We start from the raw sequence: 15,807 nt of genomic DNA on the forward strand, positions 1-15,807 counted from the left end.
ATTCAAGCGCTGGCGAATGGCCTGGGCCGGCTACGCCGCCTTCTCCACCAGCCGCGCCAACTGGGTCATGACGACCGCCGAGCCCGCCAATCGCTTCTCGGGGGTTGGCCAATCGCGCACGAAGACGACGCTGTGGTCCGGCCGGATCTTGGCCAGCGAGCCCTGCTCGCCGATGAACCGGACGAGCCCGACCGGGTTGGAGAATTCGCGCTTGCGGAAATGGATGACGACGCCCTTCGGCCCGGCGTCGAGCTTCTCGACATTGGCCTTGCGGCAGAGCGCCTTGATGAAGACGATCTTGAGCAGATGCTTGACCTCGTCCGGCAGCGGGCCGAAGCGGTCGATCAGCTCGGCGCCGAAAGCGTCGATTTCCTCGGTGTTTTCGAGATCGCCAAGCCTGCGGTAGAGCGCCAGCCGGAGCTGCAGGTCCGGAACATAGCTTTCCGGGATCATCACCGCCGTGCCGACGGCAATCTGCGGCGACCAGCCGCCATCCTGCACTTCGCCGGAATCCTTCACCTCGGCGACGGCCTCTTCCAGCATCTGCTGGTAGAGCTCGAAGCCGACCTCCTTGATGTGGCCGGACTGCTCTTCGCCAAGAAGATTGCCGGCGCCCCTGATATCGAGGTCGTGGCTGGCGAGCTGGAAGCCGGCGCCCAACGTATCCAGCGATTGCAGCACCTTCAGCCGGCGCTCGGCGGTGTCGGTCAGCTTGCGGTTGGCCGGCAGCGTGAACAGCGCATAGGCGCGCACCTTGGAACGCCCGACGCGGCCGCGCAGCTGATAAAGCTGCGACAGGCCGAACATGTCGGCGCGGTGGATGATCAGCGTGTTGGCGGTGGGGATGTCGAGACCGGATTCGACGATGGTCGTCGACAACAGCACGTCGTACTGGCCGTCATAGAAGGCATTCATGATATCGTCGAGTTCGCCCGGCGGCATCTGGCCATGTGCCACCGCCACCTTCAACTCCGGCACGGATTCCTTCAGGAAATCATGGATTTCCGAAAGATCGCTGATGCGCGGCACCACATAGAAGGAATGGCCGCCGCGATAACGCTCGCGCAGCAGCGTCTCGCGGATGACCAGGGGATCGAACGGCGAGATGAAGGTGCGCACCGCCATGCGGTCGACCGGTGGCGTGGCGATCAGCGACAGCTCGCGCACCCCGGTCAACGCCAGTTGCAGCGTGCGCGGGATCGGTGTCGCCGAGAGCGTCAGCACGTGCACGTCGGTTTTCAAATCCTTCAGCCGCTCCTTGTGCTTGACGCCAAAGTGCTGCTCCTCGTCGATGATCAGCAGGCCAAGGTTCTTGAACGAGATCGCGGAACCAAGCAGCGCGTGCGTACCGATGACAATGTCGACCTGGCCCTCGGCGATGCCTTTCTTGGTCTCGGCCAGTTCCTTGGCGCCGACCAGCCGCGACGCCTGGCCGACACGGATCGGCAGGCCGGAGAAACGCTGCGAAAAGGTCTTGAAATGCTGGCGCGACAACAATGTCGTCGGCACCACAACTGCCACCTGAAAGCCTTCCATCGCCGCGATGAAGGCGGCACGCAGCGCCACTTCGGTCTTGCCGAAGCCGACATCGCCGCAAATCAGCCGGTCCATCGGCTTGCCGGCAGCAAGATCGTCGCGCACCGAATCGATGGCCGTCTGCTGGTCGTCGGTCTCTTCATAGGGGAAGCGGGCCGCGAACTCGCCATAGAGGCCTTCTGCCGGCACCAGTGGCGGTGCGGAGCGCATCTGCCGTTCGGCGGCGATGCGGATCAGCTGCCCGGCCATGTCGAGCAGGCGCTTCTTCAGTCGCGCCTTGCGCGACTGCCAGGCGCCGCCGCCAAGCTTGTCCAGCGTCGCCTCGGCTGTGTCAGAACCGTAGCGCGACAGAAGCTCGATGTTTTCCACCGGCAGGAACAGCCGGTCGTCACCCGCATAGTGGATTTCAAGGCAGTCATGCGGTGCGCCGACCGCTTCGATGGTACGCAGGCCGATGAAACGGCCAATGCCATGATCGGCATGGACGACAATGTCGCCGGCCGACAGCGCCGAGGCCTCGGCAATGAAGTCCGAGGGACGCTTCTTGCGTTTCGAACGCCGGATCAGCCGGTCGCCCAAAATGTCCTGTTCGGCGACGACGACCAGTTTTTCGGTCTCGAAGCCGGATTCGAGCGGCAGTACGGCCAGGGCCGCCTGCCCCGGTTCGAGCTTTTCGGCTTCCGCCAGCGTCGCCACCTGCTTGAGATTGCCGAGATGGTGTTCGGCAAGGATCTGGCCAAGCCGGTCGAGCGAGCCTTCGGTCCAGCCGGCAATGACAATGCGGCGGCGCGCCGCGCGCTCATCGGCGATGTGTTTGACGACGACATCGAACACATTGGCGTTCGGATCGGCGCGCTCCTCGACGAAGCTGCGGCCGTGGCGCGAGCCGGCGTGATAGACCTTCTTGGCGCCAACTTCGGGCGCGTCGAATGGCGTGAAGTCGATCGCTTCACGCGGCCCGAGCGAGGCAATCAGGTTTTCCGGGGAGAGATAGAGCAGGTCCGGTGCGACCGGCTTGTAGGGCACGGCGTCCTTCAAGGCACCGTCCGCCTGCTTCTTGCGCGCCTCGTAATGGTCGAGGATCAGCGTGTGGCGTTCGGCCAACGCCTCATGCGCCAGATGGTCGAAGATGACAGGCGTGTCAGGCAGATAGTCGAACACCGTCTCCAGCCGCTCATAGAAAAACGGCAGCCAGTGTTCCATTCCGGCAAACCGCCTGCCTTCGCTGACTGCTGCATAGAGCCCGTCATCGCGCTGTGGAGCGCCAAAGGCTTCGATATAGGAGCGGCGGAAACGGCTGATGGTTTCGGGCGTCAGCGCCACTTCGCTCATCGCCTGCAGCGCCATCGACTTGCGCTGGCCGGTGGTGCGCTGCGTGGCGGCGTCGAAGACGCGGATCGATTCAAGCGTGTCGCCGAAGAAGTCGAGCCTGAGCGCTTCGGTCCAGCCAGGCGCGAACAGGTCGAGAATGCCGCCGCGCACCGCGAACTCGCCGATGCCACGCACGGTCGGCACGCGCTCAAAACCGGACGTTTCCAGCCGCGACACCAGTACGTTCATGTCGATCTGGTTGCCGGGCCTGGCGTGGAACGTCTGTGCCTCGACGAGATCCGCCGGCGGAATGCGCTGCAGCAGCGCATTGGCGGTGGTGAGGATGACGGCGCGGTGCGGCTTCTTCGCCAGAGCGATCATGGCGGTCAGCGCATCGAGGCGCTTGGCGGCAGCATCCGAACCGGGCGAGACGCGGTCGTAGGGCAGACAATCCCACGCCGGCAGTTGCAGCACCGGCAGGCCGGGGGCAGCGAAAGACAGCGCCTCAACGATCGCCGGCAGGCGCTGACCGTCGCGCGCGACGAACAGAACCGGCTTGTCGGGCGCGATCTCGAGTGCCGCCTGCACCAGCGCAAAGGCTTCATAGCCATCAGCGACGCCGTCGACGATGAACTGGCCGGCGCGGTCTTTCGGCAAACCGATGGTGGGAATGAGGCTCATGAAATCACGGTCTTGTTTTATCGCAATTCACTAGGGGAAGCGCTTTGCACTTTTCCTGGAATTGCTTGTGTTCAGAATGTCAGAGAATGGCGGAAAGCCAGGATCTTTTGCAGGACGGCACAATCGATATCGGCCGGCACCGGGCGTTCGCCGGTGACCATGGGCAGGAATTCGGTATCGGGAATGTCGAGGAGCCTCTCATATTGGTCGATTTCCTCGGCCGTCAAGGCGCCGATCTCAGCGTCGGCGAAAGTGCCGAGGATCAGGTCCATCTCGCGCATGCCGCGATGCCAGGAGCGAAACAGAAGCTTGCGGCGGCGGACGTCGAGCCCCTCGCTTGATCTCGTCGTTCCGGTCATCGTGCCGCATCCTTGCTTGCTGCGGCGCATATAGCGTGGATAGAAGGGGCTGTCAGCCTTGCGCTGCCGCCATCGCAACATAAGCTGACATCATGCGCCCGACCATCCTCGATCCCTTGTTTGTACCGATCACGTCGCTTGCAGGCGTCGGACCGAAAGTCGGCGCGCTGATCGAGAAGGTTGTCCCGGCCGATCTGGGTGACCGCCCCGCCCGCGCGGGCGACCTTCTGTTCGTGCTGCCGCACACCGTCATCGACCGGCGCAGCCGCCCGGGCATCGCAGGATCCGCGGAAGGCCAAATCGTGACGCTGGAGGTGCGCATCGACCGCCACCAGCCGCCGCCGCGCGGCAACAGGTCGGTGCCTTACCGCGTCTTCGCCCATGACGACACCGGCGAGATCGCGCTGACCTTCTTCCATGCTCACGCTTCCTATCTCGAAAAGGCGATGCCCGAGGGCGAGCATGTCGTGGTCTCGGGCCGCATGGAATGGTTCAATGGCCGCCCGAGCATGGTCCACCCCGACCATATTGCGCTGGCCAGCGAGGCGGAAAACCTGCCGCTGGTCGAACCGGTCTATCCCCTGACAGCCGGGCTCTCGGGCAAGGTGCTGCGCCGGGCGATCGGCCAGGCGCTGGCGCGTGTGCCTGAATTTCCCGAATGGCAGGACGGCGCCTTCATGCGCCGGCACACCTTTGCGGCCTTTGCCGATGCGCTCGCCCGCATCCACAATCCGGCCGACCCGATCGATGTCTCCATCGATGGCGCTGCCTGGCGGCGCCTGGCCTATGACGAGCTGCTGGCGGGCCAGGTCTCGCTGGCGCTGGTGCGGGCGAAAGTCCGCCGCCTGTCCGGCCGTCCCCTGGTCGGCGACGGCCGCATCGTCGAAAAACTGAGGGCCGCACTGCCCTACTCGCTGACATCGAGCCAGGAGTTCGCGCTGGCCGAAATCAATGCCGACCTTGCCGATCCCGAGCGCATGCTGCGGCTCCTGCAGGGCGATGTCGGCTCCGGCAAGACGGTCGTCGCGCTGCTGGCCATGGCGCGCGCCGTCGAGGCCGGCGGCCAGGCAGCACTGATGGCGCCGACCGAAATCCTGGCGCGCCAGCATCTGGCGACCATCACGCCGCTTGCCGCCAAGGTCGGGCTGCGCATTGCCATCCTCACCGGCCGCGAAAAGGGCCGCGAACGCGCGGATACGCTGGCCGGCCTGGCAAGCGGCGAGATCGACATCGTGGTCGGCACCCATGCGCTGTTCCAGGAGACGGTCATGTTCCACGACCTGGTCTTCGCCGTGATCGACGAGCAGCACCGTTTCGGCGTCCATCAGCGGCTTGCCATCACCGCCAAGGGCGACGCGCCCGACATGCTGGTGATGACGGCCACTCCCATCCCCCGCACGCTGGTGCTGACCGCTTTCGGCGACATGGACGTGTCGAAACTGACGGAAAAACCGGCCGGCCGCCAGCCGATCCGTACCGTTACACTGCCGCTCGAGCGGCTCGACGAACTGGTCGACCGCATGGTGGACGCCGTCGCCGGCGGCCAGAAGATCTACTGGATCTGTCCGCTGGTCGAGGAATCCGAAGAAATCAAGCTGATGTCGGCCGAGGACCGCTTCGCCTCGCTGAAACCATTGTTCGGCGAACGTATCGGGCTCGTTCACGGCCGCATGAAGGGTGCCGAGAAGGACGAGGCGATGCGTGCCTTCAAGCAGGGCGAGACACGCATCCTGATCGCCACCACCGTCATTGAGGTCGGCGTCGACGTGCCGGACGCCACCGTCATGGTCATCGAGCACGCCGAGCGCTTCGGCCTGGCCCAGCTGCACCAACTGCGCGGCCGGGTCGGGCGTGGCGACAAGCCCTCCTCCTGCGTGCTGCTCTACAAGGACCCGCTCGGCGAGACCGCAAAACGCCGGCTGTCGGTGATGCGCGAGACCGAGGACGGGTTCCTGATCGCCGAAGAAGACCTGAAGCTGCGCGGCGAAGGCGAATTGCTGGGCACCCGCCAGTCCGGCACGCCGGGTTTCCAGGTTGCGCGCATCGAGGCGCATGCCGACCTTCTGGAGGCCGCCCGCGACGATGCCAGGCTGATCCTGTCGCGCGACCCGGAGCTGCAATCGCAGCGTGGCGAGGCGTTGCGCCTGCTGCTTTATTTGTTCGGCCGCGACGAGGCCGTGCGGCTCCTGCGCGCCGGCTGAGCCAGGGCGGCAACCGACGGGTTGGCGAGCATCCCTTCGATCGGCTCGCCATTCACGACAACCATTTGCTTGACCTCGGGCGCCACCAGCCCGGCCGACACAATCAGCTTGGCGCCGTCCTCAATCGTCATGTCGAGCAGCACGATGTCCGACTTCGGCACATACATCAGGAATCCGGTGGTCGGGTTTGGCGTGCACGGCATGAATACGGCAATCAGCGGATCGCCTTCCTGGTCGAGCTTCTGGTTGATCTCGGTTTCCTTCTCGCTGGCGACGAACACCAGCGACCACACACCCTTGCGCGGATATTCGACCAGTCCGACCTGGCGGAACATGTCGCCCTTGTTGGACAGCACGGTCTCGAAAATCTGTTTCAGCGAGCCATAGATGCCGCGCACCAACGGCATGCGGCCAAGCAGGCGCTCGCCGAAATTGACGATGGCGCGGCCGACGATGTTGGCCGTAAGGAAGCCGATCAGCGTGATCAGGATGAGCGCCACGATCAGCCCGAATCCCGGCACAGGAAACGACAAATAGGTGTCAGGGCTGTAGCGGGCCGGAATATAGGGTTTCACCCAGGAATCGACCCAACCGATGAATGACCAGGCGATGTAGGCGGTGATCGCCAGCGGCGCGCAGACGATGAAGCCCGTGAGGAAGTAGTTCCTCAGCCGGGTCACGCCGGAAGTCTTGGGAGCGTCGGACATGATTCACCGGAGGCGCGGGTTGCAGCGCAACATTAGTGAACCGCCGTCCAGTTTGGAACTGCGAAGTTTTTAAAGAGCCGATTATGCCGCCACTTTCAACGAAACAATCCAAACGGAAGCAGCATACGTTCGCGATTAGCCGAAACACCCCTCCCCTTCGTCATCCACGGGCGGAGCAAGGAGCGAAGCGACGCGGCGCAGACCCGAGGATCCATTCCGTGGCGTCGGCCGAAGAATGCAACCCCTCAAGATGGTCGGCGGATCGTTCGGTCGCTATACTTCGTTCATGACGGGCTATGTCTATTTAACTGCGAGCCGGAAACGCGGCACCATCTATATTGGCGTCACAAACGATCTCGGCCGCCGAATGCCCGAGCACAAGTCTGGTGGGGTTCGCGCTTTACTGGGCGGTATGGCGTAGAACGCTTGGTTTGGTACGAACAGTATTTCGACATCCGCGATGCAATCCAGCGCGAGAAGTCGCTGAAACGTTGGCCGCGTCATGGAAGATTGAATTGATCGAAAAGGCCAATCCGGAGTGGTTCGAGCTTTTCCGCGGGACTGGGTGGTAGCGCCAAGTTCTGCACTGCTTTGATCCGCCATACCGTCACGGAATGGATCCTCGGGTCTGCGCAGGAGCTTCGCTCCCGCTACGCCCGTGGATGACGAAAGGATGAGGCCTATTCCACCGTCACCGATTTCGCCAGATTGCGCGGCTGGTCGACGTCGGTGCCCATGAAGACGGCGGTAAAATAGGCCAGCATCTGGATCGGCAGCGCGTAGATGATCGGCGAGATGATTTCCGGCACGTCCGGCAGGATGATCGTCTCCATCGTCTTGACGCTCGTCAGCGCCGCACCCTTGCTGTCGGTGATCAGGATGATCTTGCCGCCGCGCGCCGCCACTTCCTGCATGTTCGACACGGTTTTTTCGAAAATGTGGTCGTGCGGCGCAATGACGATGACCGGCATGTTCTCATCGATCAGCGCGATCGGTCCATGCTTCAGCTCGCCGGCCGCATAGCCCTCGGCGTGGATATAGGAGATTTCCTTGAGTTTCAGCGCGCCTTCCATGGCCAGCGGAAAGTTGGTGTCGCGGCCGAGATAGAGCACGTCCTTGTAGCGTGAGAGTTCACGCGCGATCCGTTCGATCTGCTCTTCAAGCTTGAGCACCTGATTGGCATAGCGCGGCGCTTCCGATAGCGCGCGCACCAGGGTCTTCTCTTGTTCTTTCGAGATTGTCCCGCGCGCCACGCCGGCCCGCACGGCAAGCGATGCCAGCACGGACAGCTGGCAGGTGAACGCCTTGGTCGAGGCAACGCCGATCTCCGGCCCGGCGAGCGTCGGCAGCACGACATCGGATTCGCGCGCCATGGTCGATTCGCGCACATTGACGATCGCGCCGATCTTCATGCCGGCCTTGCGGCAATAACGCAGCGAGGCCAGCGTGTCGGCAGTCTCACCGGACTGCGAAATGAAGAACGCCGCGTCGTTCTTCGACAATGGCATTTCGCGGTAACGGAATTCGGAGGCGACATCGATGTCGACGGGCAGGCGCGCGTAGCGCTCGAACCAGTATTTGCCGATCAGGCCGGCAAGATAGGCGGTACCGCAGGCCGAAATCGCCAGCCGGTTGATCTCTGCGAAATTGAACGGCAGATCCAGCGGCTTGGAGACGCCGCCGACAAAATCGAGATAATTCGCCAAGGTATGCGAGATCACTTCGGGCTGCTCATGGATCTCCTTCTCCATGAAATGGCGCCGATTGCCCTTGTCGACCATGAAGCTGGTCGAAAGCGACTGCTGGCGCTTGCGGTCGACCTTTGTGCCGTCGATGTCGAAGATGGTGACGCCGTCGCGGCGCACCACCGCCCAGTCGCCATCTTCGAGATAGGTGATCGAATTGGTGAACGGTGCGAGCGCGATGGCGTCGGAGCCCAAAAACATCTCGCCATCGCCATGGCCGACAGCCAAAGGCGGACCATTGCGCGCGCCGACGATCAGGTCCTCGTCGCCCTTGAACATGATTGCCAGCGCAAAGGCGCCTTCCAGCCGCTTCAGCGCCTGGTGCGCGGCCTCGACCGGCTTCAGGCCTTTGGCGAGTTCGCGCGCCACCAGATGGGCGACGACCTCGGTGTCGGTCTGCGAGGAGAAAGAATAGCCATCGCGGATCAGTTCTTCGCGCAATTCGGCGAAATTCTCGATGATGCCGTTATGGACGATGGCGACACCGTCGGAAAAATGCGGATGCGCATTGGTCTCGTTGGGCACGCCGTGTGTCGCCCAGCGTGTGTGACCGATGCCGATCGTACCGTCGAGCGGCTCGTCCTTGAGCCGGCGCTCGAGGTTGATCAGCTTGCCTTCGGCGCGGCGGCGAGCAAGCTGGCCGTGCTCGATGGTGGCGACGCCGGCCGAGTCATAGCCGCGATATTCCAACCGCTTCAGCGCGTCGACGATGAGCGGCGCAACCTGCGAGTGGCCGACGATTCCAACGATACCGCACATGCAGACAGCCCCCGAGTCCCCGTGGAAAACCAGCGCTATTTAGGGATGGCCGGCCTGCCGCGAAAGTCACATTGCATTTCGTCCCGTGTAACGGAACGCTCATTCTTGTCGATGCACCATGACAGACCGCTCTTGCAATCCGGTTACTGCAATCGTTCGGTTTTTTGCGGGCTGGTCTTACTTTTTCTTCGCAGCCGCGGCCGAAGCAAAGCGTTCGCGCAATTCCTTGCCCTTGCCCGGGATCGTCTTCTGGCGAGCACGGCCGAAGGCCAGCGCATCGTCGGGCACGCTTTCGGTGATCACGCTGCCCGAGGCAATGTAGCCGCCCTTGCCGATGGTGACAGGTGCCACCAGCGACGAATTAGAGCCAATGAACGCGCCCTCGCCGATGTCCGTGAAGAATTTCGAATAGCCGTCATAATTGCAGGTGATGGTGCCGGCGCCGATATTGGCTCCCGCGCCGACGCGGGCATCGCCGATATAGGTCAAATGGTTGACCTTGGCGCCCTCTTCGATAACCGCCTGCTTGACCTCGCAGAAATTGCCGACCTTGGCCTTGTCCCGGAGATCAGCACCCGGCCGCAGTCGCGCGTATGGCCCGACATCGCAATTGGACGCAATGGTGGCGCCTTCGATGTGGCTGAACGCATGTATCTTGGCGCCCGTCGCAATCTTCACACCCGGACCGAACCAGACATTGGGCTCGACGATCGTGTCAGTGCCGATCTCGGTGTCGTGCGAGAAATACACGGTCTCCGGCGCGATCAGCGTCACGCCCGACAGCATCGCTTCATGCCGCCGGCGCGCCTGCCATATGCCCTCGGCTTGCGCAAGTTCGGCGCGGTTGTTGATACCGAGTGCGCTTTCGAAGCTGGCTTCGGTGGCGACGACATCGAGGCCTCGCGCACTGGCGATCTCGACAATGTCGGTGAGATAATATTCGCCTTTGGCATTCTTATTGCCAACCTGATCGAGCAGCGTCAGCACGTGGGCGCCGGCCACCGCCATCATGCCGGCATTGCAGAAGCCGATCTTTCTTTCCTCCTCGGAACAGTCCTTCTCCTCGCGGATGGCCACCAATTTGCCGTCCTTCTCGATCAGCCTGCCATAGCCGGTCGGGCTGGGCGGGCGGAAGCCGATCACGACGACGGCGGCGCCCTCGGCCAACTTCAGCCGCGCCACGGTCAGCGCATCGGCGTCGATCAGCGGCGTGTCGCCAAACATCACCAGGACGTCGTCATAACCCTTTGATATCGCATCGCGTGCGGCCAGCACGGCGTGCGCGGTGCCAAGGCGCTTCTCCTGCACGAAAGTCTCGGCCTTCGGCGCGAACTTTGCCGCAGCCTTGCGCATCTCGTCGGCGCCATGGCCGATCACCAGCGCCTGGCTGCCGGCGCCGGCGGCTTCGGCTGCCTTCACCACATGGGCGACCATCGGCAGGCCGGCGATCTGGTGCAGCACCTTCGGCAGCACGCTCTTCATGCGCGTGCCTTCGCCGGCGGCGAGAATGACGGACAGGCAGGATCTCTGGCTCATGGAAGGGACAACCATATGAAAAGGGTTGGGAATCAAAGCATGCTAGCAGTGGCGCCTTGCTTCACCAATGCGGTTAAATTTCGGTGAGATGGCGGAGCAGCTGACTCTTAATCAGCGGGTCTTAAAACGGAATTCGGCAGTCAGCACACCTACAACAGGCCGTGTTTCCTGAATTCCGCCTGCTCGTCACCTGATATCCAGCCAAACACCTTCAGCTTGCCGTCGCGCTTTTCGACGAGATAGTTGACCGCAAAGTCGATGGTCACGGGACTCCCATCCTTGCGTTCATAGTCACCGGCCCAGTTTACCTCAGCCACGCAATGGTCCTGGTCGACAGGTGTCACAGAGACCTCCTTGCAGGTCATCCTCTTGCTGCCGAGGGCACGATAGGCCAAAACCCTTTGTCATGATGGCCTTCAACTGCTCGCCATTCTCGCCAACCATGACCGCTGCCGGCGTCACCGAGACAAAACCGGCCGAATACATGTCCGCGACGTCGTTGAGATCGACGGTGTCGGCGATCGCGTCATTGTAGATTTTCTCATAGACCTTGAAGAATTTTCGCACATCCGCCTTGGCTACCATTCTCGCCTCCCGGCTCGAAAAAGTGTTGATCAACGGTACTGCAAATGCGGGCTGCCGTGCATCGTTCCGCCGACGCGACCTACCCCAGCCGCCCCAGCACCGGGAAATTTTCCAGCAGCCAGTAAGACACCGTCTGCACGCCGCCGGTGAGGAAAAACACGCCGGCGACCACCAGCAGCGCGCCGATCGCTTTTTCGACGCGGCCGAGATGGACGCGGAATTTGCCAAGGAAGCGCATGAAGGCGCCGGAAAACAGGGCGGCGATCAGGAACGGGATACCCAGCCCGAGCGAATAGGCGGCGAGCAGCAGCGCGCCCTCGCCCACCGTCTCGCGGCCGCCGGCCAGCGTCAGGATCGGACCGAGCACCGGACCGATGCAGGGCGTCCAGCCGAAGGCGAAGGCCAACCCCATGACATAGGCGGCGACGGCGCTTGCCGGCTTGCCCTGCGACTGGAAGCGCGCCTCGCGTGAAAGCAGCGGAATGCGCAGGATACCGAGGAAATTCAGGCCCATGAGGATGATCAGCACACCGGCGCCCATCGCCAGCGGCTCCTGCCAGATACGCAGCAGCCGGCCGATGGTCGAGGCCCCGGCGCCAAGCGCGACAAAGACGGTCGAGAAGCCGAGCACGAAGGCGATCGAGGAATAAAGCAGCGCGCCGCGCGCGCCTTCCCTCGCCGTAGTTCCCGCATTGCCACGGAAATCGTCGACCGACACGCCGGCCATATAGCAGAGATAGGGCGGCACCAGCGGCAGCACGCAAGGCGACAGGAACGAGATGGCTCCCGCCCCGACCGCGCTGACATAGCCGATGTCCAATGCCATTTCCAGGAACTCCACTGTCGTGCCGCTGATATAGCGACGCGCAGCCTTGTCCACCAATCACCATTGTGTTGGCAAGATCATGCTTGCCGGGGAAGAAACGGCAGCCCCTGGGCGTTGACACAGCGAGGCCGCGATTTCCCGCGCGTCTCCAGATACCAGTCAGGGAGATTTCCATGAAAACCATAACCGCAGGACTGGCAGCGCTTCTGCTCAGCACCGCCGCATCCTTCGCCGCCGACGCGTGGAAGGAAGCCGAGGTCAATGGCACCAAGATCTACACCGACGCCAATGGCATGACGCTCTACACCTATGACAAGGACGAGAAGGGCAAGAGCAATTGCTACGACAAATGCGCCACCAACTGGCCGCCGCTGAAAGCCGAAGCCGGCGCCAAGGCGGACGACGAATGGACCGTTGTCGACCGCACCGACGGCACCAAGATGTGGGCCTATGACGGCAAGCCGGTCTACACCTTCATCAAGGACGAGAAGCCCGGCGATGTGACCGGCGACGGCGTCGGCGAAGTCTGGCATATCGTCAAGGCCGACTAAGATACTCAATACATTCACGCCTGATGGCGGAACAAGGCTGGTCGCCAGGCATCGCTCTATGCAGCCGGCGGCCAGCGTCGATCAATTTGCCACTGGCGTCGCCCCGATGCCACTGCTCCAGCAGCTTTCCGCGACTCGGCGAAAATGAAAACCAGTCGTTTCCGCTGACTTGAGACCACCATCTCCCTTTCCCAAATTCTGTGATTTTCTCCATACACTCTAAGAGTGTATTGCCGCGGGCCGGCCCGCAATTTGGGCGCTTCCCCTTGACCGGATGCAAAAGCGCGGCCATGTGAGCGACAAATAGAACGAGATTTCGTCGCGCGCAGCGGAATTCTTCTGCCGCACCACAGCTGATATGAGACCTCATGGACGTCGTCGTCGTCGAATCGCCGGCCAAGGCGAAGACAATCAACAAATATCTCGGCAAGAACTACAAGGTTCTGGCCTCGTTCGGCCATATCAGGGATTTGCCGGCCAAGGACGGCTCGGTGCGTCCGGATGAGGATTTCGCCATGTCCTGGGCGGTCGACACCGCCTCGGGCAAGCGACTCGCCGACATCGCCAAGGCGGTCAAGGATGCCGATGGCCTGATCCTCGCCACCGACCCGGATCGCGAAGGTGAAGCCATCTCCTGGCATGTGCTGGAGGTGCTGAAGCAGAAGCGCGCGCTGAAGGACAAGCCGGTCAGCCGCGTCGTCTTCAACGCCATCACCAAATCGTCGGTGCTGGAGGCGATGGCCAATCCGCGCCAGATCGATGCGCCGCTGGTCGATGCCTATCTCGCCCGCCGGGCGCTGGATTATCTCGTCGGCTTCACGCTGTCGCCGGTGCTGTGGCGCAAGCTGCCGGGCGCCCGCTCGGCCGGCCGCGTCCAGTCGGTTGCGCTGCGTCTCGTCTGCGACCGCGAATCCGAAATAGAGCGCTTCCTCCGCGAGGAATACTGGCAGATCGCTGCACTGCTGGGCACGCCGCGCAACGAGAATTTCGAAGCGCGGCTGACTGCCTTCGATCGCAAGAAGCTGCAAAAGCTCGACATTTCCAACAAGGCGCAGGCCGACGACATCAAGTCGATGCTCGAAGGCGCGACCTTCAAGGCGGTGTCGGTCGAAGCCAAGCCGACCAAGCGCAATCCCGGCCCGCCCTTCACCACTTCGACGCTGCAGCAGGCCGCCTCATCGGGCCTGGGCTTCTCGGCCAGCCGCACCATGCAGGTGGCGCAACGGCTCTATGAAGGCATGGAGATCGGCGGCGAGACCACAGGTCTCATCACCTATATGCGAACCGACGGCGTGCAGATGGCACCCGAGGCGATCGACGCCGCACGCGACGCCATTGCCAAGGAATTCGGCGCAAAATACCTGCCGGAAAAGCCGCGCCAGTATACCGCCAAGGCCAAGAACGCCCAGGAAGCGCACGAAGCGATCCGCCCGACGGATTTCATGCGCACCCCGGCATCGGTCAGGCAATATCTCGATTCCGACCAGATGCGACTCTATGAGCTGATCTGGAAGCGCGCCATCGCCAGCCAGATGCAGCCAGCCGAGATCGAGCGCACCACCGCCGAGATCGAAGCGGTCAACGGATCGCGCACCGCAGAGCTGCGTGCCATCGGTTCGGTCGTTCGGTTCGACGGTTTCATCGCCGCCTACACCGACCAGAAGGACGACGATGCGGAAGACGAGGAAAATCGCCGCCTGCCCGAGATCCGCGCCGGCGAGCAGCTAGCGCGCCAGGCGATCAACGCGACCCAGCACACCACCGAGCCGCCGCCGCGCTATTCCGAAGCCTCGCTGATCAAGAAGCTGGAAGAACTCGGCATCGGCCGGCCCTCCACGTACACGGCGATCCTGAAGACGCTCGAGGACCGTGACTACGTCACCATCGACAAGCGCCGGCTGGTGCCGCAGGCCAAGGGCCGGCTGCTGTCGGCCTTTCTTGAAAGCTTCTTCAAGCGTTATGTCGAATACGACTTCACCGCGTCCCTCGAGGAAAAGCTCGACGAGATTTCCGACGGCAAGCTCGCCTGGAAGGACGTGCTGCGCGATTTCTGGAAGGATTTTTCCGGCGCCGTCGCCGACATCAAGGAACTGCGCGTCACCGACGTGCTCGACGCGCTCAATGAGGAACTGGCGCCGCTGGTGTTCCCGACGCGGGAGGACGGCTCCAATCCGCGCATCTGCCCGAAATGCGGCACCGGCAATCTGTCGCTGAAGCTCGGCAAGTTCGGCGCCTTTGTCGGCTGCTCGAACTATCCGGAATGCTCCTTCACCCGCCAGCTCGGCGATGCCGCCAATCCCAATGGCGAAAATGGCGGCGGCGAGGACGGCACCAAGGTCATCGGCAAGGACCCCTACACGTCAGAGGAAATCACGCTGCGCAGCGGTCGCTTCGGCCCCTATCTGCAGCGTGGCGACGGCAAGGAGGCCAAGCGTTCCAGCCTGCCCAAGGGCTGGACGGCCGAGTCGATCGACCACGAAAAGGCGCTGGCGCTGCTGTCGCTGCCGCGCGATGTCGGCCAGCATCCGGAAACCGCCAAGATGATCTCAGCCGGGCTCGGCCGCTACGGCCCGTTCGTGCTGCATGACGGCACCTATGCCAATCTCGAAAGCATCGAGGACGTGTTCTCGATCGGCCTCAACCGCGCCGTATCGGTGATCGCCGAGAAGCAGCTGAAGGGCAAGGGCGGCCGCAATGGCGGTACTGCCGCAGCGCTGAAGGAGCTTGGCGACCATCCCGATGGCGGCGGCAAGATCGTCGTGCGCGACGGCAAATACGGGCCTTACGTGAATTTCGGCAAGGTCAATGCTACGCTGCCCAAGGGCAAGGATCCGCAGTCGGTGACGATCGAGGATGCGCTGGCATTGATTGCCGAGAAAGAGGCCAAGGGCGGCGGCGGCAAGAAGCCGTTCCGAAAGGCAGCCGCGGCCAAGGCCCCGGCGACCAAGAAAGTGGCAGCCAAGAAGCCGGCTGCGAAGAAGCCGGCCGCGAAGAAAAAAGGATAGGACAG

The 15,807-nt window shown here is 62.9% G+C and carries 11 protein-coding genes and 1 pseudogene; 4 read left to right on the forward strand and 8 right to left on the reverse strand.

Annotated features, from left to right (window positions below):
- Positions 1–30: 30 nt before the first annotated feature.
- The gene (gene mfd / locus NP503_RS18090) at positions 31–3,528 is read right to left on the reverse strand and encodes a transcription-repair coupling factor (protein ID WP_127272017.1); all 3,498 of its coding nucleotides are present in this window, start codon (positions 3,526–3,528) and stop codon (positions 31–33) included.
- A 71-nt stretch (positions 3,529–3,599) separates the two neighbouring features.
- A complete protein-coding gene (locus NP503_RS18095) occupies positions 3,600–3,887 on the reverse strand; it encodes a succinate dehydrogenase assembly factor 2 (protein ID WP_027036782.1) in 288 nt (95 codons plus the stop codon).
- 92 nt (positions 3,888–3,979) lie between these two features.
- On the opposite strand from NP503_RS18095, the gene recG reads away from it, so the two are divergent.
- On the forward strand, positions 3,980–6,088 hold the full coding sequence (gene recG, locus NP503_RS18100) for an ATP-dependent DNA helicase RecG (RefSeq protein ID WP_127272019.1): 2,109 nt from the start codon (positions 3,980–3,982) through the stop codon (positions 6,086–6,088).
- Here the strand turns inward: recG and NP503_RS18105 are convergent.
- The gene (locus NP503_RS18105) at positions 6,040–6,795 is read right to left on the reverse strand and encodes a DUF502 domain-containing protein (RefSeq protein ID WP_027036784.1); all 756 of its coding nucleotides are present in this window, start codon (positions 6,793–6,795) and stop codon (positions 6,040–6,042) included. The genes recG and NP503_RS18105 overlap by 49 nt on opposite strands.
- A gap of 286 nt (positions 6,796–7,081) precedes the next feature.
- Between NP503_RS18105 and NP503_RS18110 the strand changes: the two are divergent.
- Positions 7,082–7,367: pseudogene (locus NP503_RS18110) on the forward strand (GIY-YIG nuclease family protein).
- A 108-nt stretch (positions 7,368–7,475) separates the two neighbouring features.
- Here NP503_RS18110 and glmS read toward each other — a convergent pair.
- The 5 genes from glmS to NP503_RS18135 all read right to left on the reverse strand — a co-directional run bounded on the left by glmS (position 7,476) and on the right by NP503_RS18135 (position 12,246).
- Entirely contained in the window at positions 7,476–9,299 is a 1,824-nt protein-coding gene (gene glmS / locus NP503_RS18115; protein ID WP_127272024.1) for a glutamine--fructose-6-phosphate transaminase (isomerizing), read from the reverse strand.
- Between the two features lie 177 nt (positions 9,300–9,476).
- Positions 9,477–10,835 (reverse strand): bifunctional UDP-N-acetylglucosamine diphosphorylase/glucosamine-1-phosphate N-acetyltransferase GlmU, encoded by a 1,359-nt coding sequence (glmU, locus tag NP503_RS18120; protein ID WP_127268353.1) that lies wholly within the window; start codon positions 10,833–10,835, stop codon positions 9,477–9,479.
- A 149-nt stretch (positions 10,836–10,984) separates the two neighbouring features.
- Positions 10,985–11,152, reverse strand: coding sequence for a hypothetical protein (locus tag NP503_RS18125; protein WP_236382807.1), 168 nt, complete (start codon positions 11,150–11,152; stop codon positions 10,985–10,987).
- Positions 11,145–11,420, reverse strand: a complete 276-nt coding sequence (locus tag NP503_RS18130) for a hypothetical protein (RefSeq protein WP_236382805.1) — start codon at positions 11,418–11,420, stop codon at positions 11,145–11,147. Before NP503_RS18130 ends, NP503_RS18125 begins: the two co-directional genes overlap by 8 nt.
- Positions 11,421–11,499: 79 nt before the next feature.
- Positions 11,500–12,246 (reverse strand): cytochrome c biogenesis CcdA family protein, encoded by a 747-nt coding sequence (locus NP503_RS18135; protein ID WP_127268355.1) that lies wholly within the window; start codon positions 12,244–12,246, stop codon positions 11,500–11,502.
- Between the two features lie 173 nt (positions 12,247–12,419).
- Between NP503_RS18135 and NP503_RS18140 the strand changes: the two genes are divergently transcribed.
- Together NP503_RS18140 and topA are read left to right on the forward strand one after the other, a co-directional pair.
- Positions 12,420–12,797: a hypothetical protein gene (locus NP503_RS18140; RefSeq protein WP_127268352.1), complete on the forward strand. Its 378-nt coding sequence runs from the start codon at positions 12,420–12,422 to the stop codon at positions 12,795–12,797.
- Between the two features lie 368 nt (positions 12,798–13,165).
- Positions 13,166–15,802 (forward strand): type I DNA topoisomerase, encoded by a 2,637-nt coding sequence (gene topA, locus NP503_RS18145; RefSeq protein ID WP_127273649.1) that lies wholly within the window; start codon positions 13,166–13,168, stop codon positions 15,800–15,802.
- Positions 15,803–15,807: the final 5 nt, after the last annotated feature.

The organism is Mesorhizobium sp. SEMIA396, from assembly GCF_024518615.1.
Lineage (GTDB): Bacteria > Pseudomonadota > Alphaproteobacteria > Rhizobiales > Rhizobiaceae > Mesorhizobium.

What these genes read in the sequence shown, in the direction of transcription:
- recG (WP_127272019.1), top strand. Translation starts at nt 3,980, where the DNA reads ATGCGCCCGACCATCCTCGATCCCTTGTTTGTACCGATCACGTCGCTT.
- NP503_RS18135 (WP_127268355.1), bottom strand. Translation starts at nt 12,246, where the DNA reads ATGGCATTGGACATCGGCTATGTCAGCGCGGTCGGGGCGGGAGCCATC.
- glmU (WP_127268353.1), bottom strand. Translation starts at nt 10,835, where the DNA reads ATGAGCCAGAGATCCTGCCTGTCCGTCATTCTCGCCGCCGGCGAAGGC.
- mfd (WP_127272017.1), bottom strand. Translation starts at nt 3,528, where the DNA reads ATGAGCCTCATTCCCACCATCGGTTTGCCGAAAGACCGCGCCGGCCAG.
- NP503_RS18130 (WP_236382805.1), bottom strand. Translation starts at nt 11,420, where the DNA reads ATGGTAGCCAAGGCGGATGTGCGAAAATTCTTCAAGGTCTATGAGAAA.
- topA (WP_127273649.1), top strand. Translation starts at nt 13,166, where the DNA reads ATGGACGTCGTCGTCGTCGAATCGCCGGCCAAGGCGAAGACAATCAAC.
- NP503_RS18095 (WP_027036782.1), bottom strand. Translation starts at nt 3,887, where the DNA reads ATGACCGGAACGACGAGATCAAGCGAGGGGCTCGACGTCCGCCGCCGC.
- glmS (WP_127272024.1), bottom strand. Translation starts at nt 9,299, where the DNA reads ATGTGCGGTATCGTTGGAATCGTCGGCCACTCGCAGGTTGCGCCGCTC.
- NP503_RS18105 (WP_027036784.1), bottom strand. Translation starts at nt 6,795, where the DNA reads ATGTCCGACGCTCCCAAGACTTCCGGCGTGACCCGGCTGAGGAACTAC.
- NP503_RS18140 (WP_127268352.1), top strand. Translation starts at nt 12,420, where the DNA reads ATGAAAACCATAACCGCAGGACTGGCAGCGCTTCTGCTCAGCACCGCC.